This window comes from Parabacteroides sp. An277 (genome assembly GCF_002159645.1).
Taxonomy (GTDB): domain Bacteria; phylum Bacteroidota; class Bacteroidia; order Bacteroidales; family Tannerellaceae; genus Parabacteroides.
In genome coordinates this window covers 1-8,631 of sequence record NZ_NFJB01000063.1, presented here as the reverse complement: position 1 = coordinate 8,631, position 8,631 = coordinate 1, and the positions used below count along the sequence as shown (strand labels likewise).

4 protein-coding genes are annotated in these 8,631 nt (G+C 43.9%); 2 read left to right on the top strand and 2 right to left on the bottom strand.

The window, feature by feature from the left end; genetic code table 11:
* Positions 1-196: 196 nt before the first annotated feature.
* Positions 197-1,207, bottom strand: coding sequence for an aspartate-semialdehyde dehydrogenase (locus B5F77_RS15015; protein ID WP_087332232.1), 1,011 nt, complete (start codon positions 1,205-1,207; stop codon positions 197-199).
* A 134-nt stretch (positions 1,208-1,341) separates the two neighbouring features.
* Here B5F77_RS15015 and B5F77_RS15010 point away from each other — a divergent pair, with 134 nt between their 5' ends.
* A complete protein-coding gene (locus tag B5F77_RS15010) occupies positions 1,342-4,692 on the top strand; it encodes a lamin tail domain-containing protein (RefSeq protein ID WP_087332230.1) in 3,351 nt (1,116 codons plus the stop codon).
* A gap of 364 nt (positions 4,693-5,056) precedes the next feature.
* Here B5F77_RS15010 and B5F77_RS15005 read toward each other — a convergent pair whose 3' ends face one another.
* Positions 5,057-6,961, bottom strand: a complete 1,905-nt coding sequence (locus B5F77_RS15005; RefSeq protein WP_087332228.1) for a T9SS type A sorting domain-containing protein — start codon at positions 6,959-6,961, stop codon at positions 5,057-5,059.
* Positions 6,962-7,402: 441 nt separating this feature from the next.
* Between B5F77_RS15005 and B5F77_RS15000 the strand changes: the two genes are divergently transcribed.
* On the top strand, positions 7,403-8,506 hold the full coding sequence (locus tag B5F77_RS15000; protein ID WP_087332226.1) for a DUF6261 family protein: 1,104 nt from the start codon (positions 7,403-7,405) through the stop codon (positions 8,504-8,506).
* Positions 8,507-8,631: the final 125 nt, after the last annotated feature.

Below are 8,631 nucleotides of genomic sequence, written 5' to 3'. Positions count from 1 at the left end.
ACTTTTTTGTGAGAAATTTTAATTATACCTCATTCCAAGATAGTTACAAACCTACTTTTTTACAACTATATCCCCTCCCGTTTATAACGGGATTCGATTCCGTTTATAACGGGATTCCTTTTCGATGTTCGTTTATTTCTGTTTCCTTATAGCCCAACTTCTTTTCTGAAGCCAGGCTATAAGAGAAAATTTTTCGTTAGCGAATATTTCCTACCTTCAATAAATACTCAGCAATTTGAACGGCATTTAAAGCTGCTCCTTTACGAATTTGATCGCTAACCGTCCAGAATGAAAGTCCATTCGGATTAGTTAAATCTTTACGAATACGTCCTACATACACTTCGTCATGGTCGGCCACGAACAAAGGCATCGGATATTCTTTCTTCGAAGGATTATCTTGCAAAATCACTCCTTCGGCTCCGGCAAACGCATTCCGTACTTCTTCTATCGACAATGGACGTTCAGTTTCCACCCAAGTTGCTTCGCTATGCGCACGCATCACAGGGACACGAACACACGTAGCACTTACTTCAATATCCGAATGCATAATCTTCCGAGTTTCGTTATACATCTTCATTTCCTCTTTTGTATAACCATTATCAGTAAATACATCGACATGAGGAATCAGATTGTAAGCCAACTGATACGCAAACTTCTCAACCGTAGGTTCCTCGCCCTTCTGAATTTGTTCGTATTGCTTAATCAATTCCGCCATAGCTGTAGCACCCGCACCACTTGCAGCTTGATAGGTAGCCACATGTACTCGTTTAATATGAGATAATTTCTCGATAGCATTCAATGCAACTACCATTTGAATCGTGGTACAATTCGGATTAGCAATGATGCCACGCGGGCGATTCAGCGCATCTTCCGGGTTTACTTCCGGAACCACTAAAGGCACATCGTTTTCCATACGGAAGGCACTCGAATTGTCAATCATAACGGCCCCATGCTTCGTAATCGTTTCCGCAAATTCAACCGACGTACTACCTCCTGCTGATACAAACGCCACGTCAATTCCTTTAAAGTCATCATTATGTTTCAATTCCTTTACGATATAAGACTTTCCTCGAAACATATATTCGCGTCCGGCACTCCGAGATGAACCAAATAATACCAAATTGTCCATCGGAAAACTTCTTTGTTCAAGCACACGCAAGAACTCTTGCCCTACGGCACCACTTGCCCCAACAATTGCTACGTTCATTTTTCAGCTCAAATTTTTAATTTGTTCGATTTGTATATATAATATATATGTTTTACCTTTGCATGCATAATTAACGGTAACCCGTCTCTTAACGGGCTGCAAATATAAACAATAAAAAACAAAACAGATTAGCTATGAAACAAATTTTGCTATTCTTATGGATTAATCTGCCGATTTTAGGATATGGGCAGTTTGTAGAGACTTTTGATAACGATACGTGGCCTAATAATTGGTCAGGCGATGTAGAGTGGTTTAAAATCAAAGATGAATGTTTAATGCTTAATGGTCCAGATGGAGATGGGGAGTTCCATTTATGGCATTCCTATTCTATACCCCAAAGTTCTACCATTGAATGGAGTTTCTATTTAAATCTCAAAACAGAGCCAACTAATGGAAATCACATTATCATTTATCCTATATCCTATTCAAGTAATCCTTCTGGCATTTACTTACGTATTGGTAGAAACAGAAGTGGAAAATTCAGCTATGGCATAAACAATGAAGAAAAAGAATTGACAGATGTGGACTTCAAATTAGAAAGGTCAATGCCTCAAATAAAAATTGTTCTTCAAGATTATAAAGATTGGACCATCTATGTTCGAGATTCATATAGTACTCAAAACTTTACAAAGATATTTTCTTTTGAACATGAAATAGAAATATCTTCGCAAGCCTATTTTTACATAACGTTTACCCATAATAAATCAGGAAAGAATAAATTAGGTATTGATGAAATTTGTGTAGATAGTAATTCCGGTAATATTCCAGAAGAACCAGAAAATACAGAAATAAGTGCTATTAAGTTTGATAGTATAGCTGCAATTGGATATTCAGGTGCAAAACTATTCTTTACAGGTCAAATAGACATCTCTAATGCAATCTTCACCCTTAAAGAAAACAAATATAAAGAATTTAAACCCAACCACAAATTATTAGATAATGAAGAAATTGTCGTCTTAGATGGTTTCACCTTAGAAATAGGAAAAGAATATACTTTCTATTGGGAAGGTATTGTAGACATTGATGGTCTACCTGTTGAAGATGGAAAGGTAGAAGTTCGATTAATTGAAGATTCTTCAGAACCCGAAGAAAATCCAGAAGAGGAAAAACCTGAACAACCCACGCCTTCTGGTATGGTAAGGATTAATGAGGTGATGGCTAATCATGAAATAGAATACATTGAGCTCTATAATACCTCAAATGATAATATTACATTAGACGGATGGATGCTTACTTATGGCGGAGATCTTGGAAAATACATTTTAGATGGATTAACCATTTCCGCCAATAGCTATCTTGTATTATACCATTCTGAACATGAATGGACTTTACCTGAAGGTACAGCTTGCCCCATTGATAAGTTTAAACAAATGAACAATAATGGAAAAGCGCTTGTATTATATCATAATGCCCAAGTAATCGATTCATACACTTACCCGGAAGCCAAACCCGGCATCTCCTGGGAATACTCCGACTCTGGCTGGCATTTCTCTTCTGATGAACGTGGAGGCACGCCGGGAGAACCCAATTCAGAAGGAAAGGAGGAAGAAGAGGAACCCGAACCGGATGAACCTGAAAAAGAAGAGCCCGACGAACCGGAAGAGGAAGAACCTGCTCAACCTTCTGGCATCTTCTCGCAAGGCGATATCCGTCTCAATGAAATCATGGCCAATCCCAAAGGACTGGAGGAACTACCCGAAACTGAATACATTGAATTATATAATAGGTTAGATAAAGAGGTCTCTTTAAAAGGGTGGATTCTTCAATATGGTACTACCCAAGTGGCATTAGACGAAGTATCTATCGCGGCACAAGATTATATGGTTTTATATCGGACAGGCGATGCGGATTTCGATTTACCCTCTGCGTCGGTTTGTGCATTGGATAAATTTCCGGCGAATTTAGCAAACAATGGCAAATCCCTTTCCTTAATATATTATACAGATACTATCGACCAATATACGTACAGTTCCGCCAAGGAGGGGAAATCCTGGGAATATGGCGAAGATGGTTGGCACGTCTGCTCGGATGAACGCGGAGGCACGCCGGGAGAAGCCAATTCTGATGGCATTCTCCAAGAAGAGGAACCTCAACCGGATGAACCGAAGGAGGAACCAGACGAGCCTCACCTTCCCGTCTCGCCAATCGAGATGGGTGCTATCCGCATCAACGAGGTTATGGCCGACCCGAAAGGATTGGAAGAACTACCCGAAACAGAATATATCGAATTATATAATGTATCGGACGAAACACAAACGCTCGCAGGCTGTACTTTAGTGTACGACAATCGGAACAAAGCGGCTCTGGACGGGATATCGATTCCGGCTCATGCCTTCGCGGTACTTTATCGTTCCGGGCGGGAGATGTCATTAACTTCAGGAATGGATTGCCCGGTGGATAAGTTTCCTACGTTGGCGAATGCGGGTGATAAATCACTTGTACTCCAGAACCACGAAGGGGATATCATCGACCAATACACCTATCCTAAGGCAAAAACAGGCCAATCATGGGAATATGCACCCAATAATTGGCATCTTTCTTCCGATCCGAGAGGTGGTACGCCGGGCGAAGAGAACTCGGACGGCATTCCTAGCGAAGAAGAAGAAGAGGATGAGGATGACAAAGAAGATGAGGATCCGACAGATACGAACCTACCGCATCCCGCGCCGGGTGAAATCATTATCAACGAAATCCTACCCGAACCGTTCCCCGACGGAAGCGAATACATCGAACTGTTCAATCGTTCGGAACGTGATTTGTCGCTGGCCGATGTGTGTCTCTCGACGCGTAAAAGCGACGGCTCGCTCAACACGGTCTACTCGCTCTCGGCCTACGACAGATTATTGGAAAGTGGAGATTATTTACTCATCTCCAAATCGCTGGAAGGCGTGTGGACATACTATGACATGCCGGATGAATCGCACACATTGGAATGTAAGCTGCCTGTATTCTCCAACACGGGTGCATCCGTCGTGCTTTATCGCATCTCCAGCCAAGCGATTATCGACGAGGTAACTTATTCTCCTAAATGGCATTCCGTCTCGGCCTCGAAGCGTAAGGGCGTAGCGTTGGAACGAATCGACCCCGATGGCGAATCCGACTCGGCAAGCAATTGGACCTCAGCTGCCTCTTCCGTCGGCTATGGTACGCCTGGCAGTCCTAACTCGCAACATTTTTCTTCCAGCGAAGCGACAGGCAACGAATCTATTTCCATCCCGACGCTCCAACCCTCCGGCACGTATGCCCTCACGTATCAATTAGACAAACCGGGCTATACGGCGCGTGGCTGGGTCTTCGATATGAGCGGACGGAAAATGGCGTCGCTTGTCGACAACGAATCGCTTGCCACCAGCGGAACCCTCGAATGGGACGGACAGGGCTTTGACGGCACGCCATTGGAAAGCGGCGTCTACATCATGTACCTCGAATTATGGCATCCCGACGGCGACACCCTCCGCCGAAAAGCCGCCTTCCTGGTTCACTGAAAAATAACCGCACCGACGATACGCTCTTTCCAAGAAAAAAAAGTAACTTTGCAGCAATCAATCCAACAACTATTAGCTCATGGGAAAATTTGCAGAACAACAAATCGCCCAAAATCTCTCATTGTGGGGGATTGCGATTACAGGAGTATTATTAACTTATGTGTCGGCTATGCTGGCCCATAAAATATTGAGATAGTTATGGAATATCTATTAGCTGTTTACGTGGCAGGCGTCGTCATTGTCGGCGGCATTTACCTTTGGACTTTCACCAAGTCCGGCAAGAAATGGTTGAAGGATTTGTAAGGAGAATAAAAAGGCTCCGCAATGCTACGGAGCCTTTTCTATTTTATCTGTCATTTACGGTTTATTTCAAACGGACTTTTATAGTCTCCTCACCTGTAGTGGTTTGCCATTTTACAATATAAATGCCGTTATCCAGTCCGTTTACTTCCATATTTCCATCTGCAGGAGCCATGTAGACGCAACGTCCAGAGATTGCATATACGGCAATCGTGCCTGCCTGCGTGGTTTCAATGCGGAGACCTCCGTCCGTCGGGTATACCTTCATCGTGGCGATTGGCGAGAGGGTTTCGTTGGCGGTCGCGAGCGCGGAGTAATAGGAATAGGTCGTGCTATATAGCTCGAAATCTTCCGGTCCGCCAGTGCAATTGTAATGAGTTTCTATCTGGGGGTTGTCGCCGCTCATTTCCGTCTTATAGCCATAGTTCAACGACCACGTGTTTGTGGAAGTATCCCACGAAGCATCATAATAGCGTTCACTTCCATCGTCAGCCGTTTCAGAAATGTGCTTCTCTCCGCCCGTGATGACCCACGCATCGGTTTCCGCATTCCAATCTGAAGCGAAACGTTCATAATCGTAAATATCACCCGTATATTCATATTTACGTCCATAGGAATCAACCCATTCGTTGGTTTCTACATCTAAATCAGAGTAAATGTATGAGTAATTCCGCGTATCCACGTAATCATATTCGTATTTATCCCCGCTGGTAAGCTCCCATTCTTCCGAACCAGCAGGCTGGTAATAATACAAGTTCGTATAACTATGTCCATCTTCCTCGTATTCCGTTTCCGTTTTATTCTTACTGTTCAACAGGCCATTTGAATAATAACTATATTCGCTTAAAACCGTTTGGCCGTTTTCGTTGTAAGTATAGGTATTGCTCTGTACGATGGCACCTCGGTTGCCCGTCGCAGGATCGGCAACGTACCTTTCTTCTGTCAATACATTCCCATCCTCGTCGTAAGTGCAATCCGAACTGGAGGCAGAAACGTTCAGCCGGTTATCGTTATTTTTCATACGCGTGGAATCAAGAGAAGTATAGAGGCCGCTGTTATCGTCGGCATAGCTCCACGTTTCTATCTGATGTCTCCACAGAGAGGCATCATCCGATTTATATTCGTAAAGCGTTTGTCGTCCTTGCGCATCATACGCATAATCATAACTATATACGATGAGGTAATCGTCGTTCCTCGATTTGAATTGACTATGTGTCTGCCGTCCTTCCGAGTCATAAGTGAAATACTGCGCATTGTCTAGCTGCAGCTCGCTTCCGTTCCAATTCCATTCTTCAAACGTAGTCTGCCGTTCCTCGCTGTCATAGGCATATACATATCTATAAGACACGTACCATTCGCCGTTTTCATCCTTTTGGCGGGCTTCGTAAAGGATTTGATTTCCGGAGGCATCATATTCTTGGGTATATTCTTCTTCGGGGATACCATTTTCATAATAAATTGTGCTGTTTTCCGTCATGCGGTTATTCGAATCATACGTATATTGGTCTTCAATCCATAATTGGCCATCCGATGAAAACCGTTGCCGGAGGGTGTTGTTTCCGGCCGCATCATACGTGTATTCCGTATGTCCGTTGGCTTCCCACACGTTGTTCCATTTGTAATAACTGGTTTCAGAGGTTACCTTCCCCGCTTCGTTATACGTATAAATTTGCTTGCCGGGCAAAGTGTTGCTTTCGGCATACATCGTAATCGTGCTGTCGAGCTTCATCGTCGTGGCGGCGCGGAGCTGAGACGCGGCTGTAAGTGGCGTTTTCAGTTTGTTTTTCCGCGCGACCTCCTCGGGCGAGGGCATCGGCGGGAGTTCCTTCAGCAATTTTTGTGTTTTTGCTTTCCCATACATCGACTCCGGCAGGTTGCGAAGCGCGGGGTCTTTCTCGTTTGTCTGTGCGACGGCTGGCAAAAGGCTCATTCCATAAGCAGCTAATGCAATCAAGTAGATGTTTTTCATATCAAAAACGTTTTTTAGTTTAGAATAAGGGCAAATTTCGGCATTCTATATCAGATTGACAAATAAAAAGGAAGAAAAAATAGCATTTAGATGCTAAATCAGGCATTTTTCCTACTAGAAAATGAAATTTAGAGTCTAAATTGGCCTTTCCGTCTGATGAAAAATGAAATTTAGACCCTGAATTTGGCTTTTTTTTACAAGAGAAATGATATTGAGAGTCTGAATTTAATTTTCTTTTATACGGAAAATGGAATTTAGACCCTGAATTTAATTTTTCACCAGATGGAACACCTAATTTAGATTCTAAACGATATTTCCCGGTAGGCGAAAGGGGGAATTCTTAAATAAGCCTAAAAGGCAAACCGGGTTGTAGTGACTTTTTCGGAAAAAGACTATCTTCGACATCGATAAATAAAGTATTCATCTAAATAAATATAGCTTATGAAACCGATTACAAAAATCAAAGCGTTCGGCGCAGAGAAATTGAACAACTTGGAATACGCCTATTTTGCGACCGAATTTGCCGCGTTGTTGGTGGAAACCACGGCCGAGAACCTACATGTGGAACAAAATCTGGTAGACACGTATGGTTCGAATACGGATTTGCTGAAGGATATGACGAAGCAGAGCCGGGTATCAGACGAGACGGCCCAGATTGCGAATATTGATAAACAAACGGACGACCTGGTTGTTTATATTTTTGAGGCATTGCGTTCGAGCATGAAATCTCCTATCGCTACCCGGCGGACGGCCGCGACGGAATTGTATAATGCGCTCAAGCCCTACGAGGGGAGCCAGAATTTGCCGCAGCGGCAGGAGGTACAGGCAGTGGAGGGCATGTTGGTTGATTTGCAGAAAGAAAACCTGGCGACTCATGCGGCTACCTTAGGCATGAACGATGTAGTCGAGGCACTGACAGAGAATGCCTCCCAATACAGGGCTACGCTGGAAGGGCGTTCGGTCAAACAACAGAAGAGTTTGGGCTCGGCCAAAGAGATACGGAAATTGTTGGATGGTTTATACGACTATATCACAACCGTAGCGTTCGCGTATAGCGTGGTAGAACCTACCGAGGAACTCGATAACTTTATAAAAACTACCAACCGATTGATTAACGACGCGCGGAAGGCATACAACCTGCGCATGGGGCATACAAAACCGGTGGACGACGAAAAAGATCCTGTCGTAGAAGATCCGACACAAAAGCCCCAAGAAACCCCGGCCATCACCGCCGTCTACCAAAAAGAGGGAGGCGACCCGGAGAATCCACATCGAATCGGACGGGATGAACAAACCATGGTGGAATATCAAGGCTTTACCCTGAAGGGACAGGACGGTACGCTGGAACACGTCATCGGACTCGTCAATGATCAGGATTACATCGAATGGATTAAGGCCGCGACCATCACCAACGTCACAGAAACCAGTTGTGAATTTACGATGGTCCCGGACTTAACGGAAGGACAATACAAAGTCCGTATTGAGACGTATGATGGCGGAAGTCCGCTGGTAGTGGAATATCCGGAGCCCATCACGCTGTGGTAATTCTCAATGGACAATGGAGAATTGACAATTGACAATTAATATGCTTGTAGGGGCGGACCCGTGTGTCCGCCCTTTTTTGTGCCTGATTGTTTTCCCATAAATAACCCGTTGAAACACATAAGGGC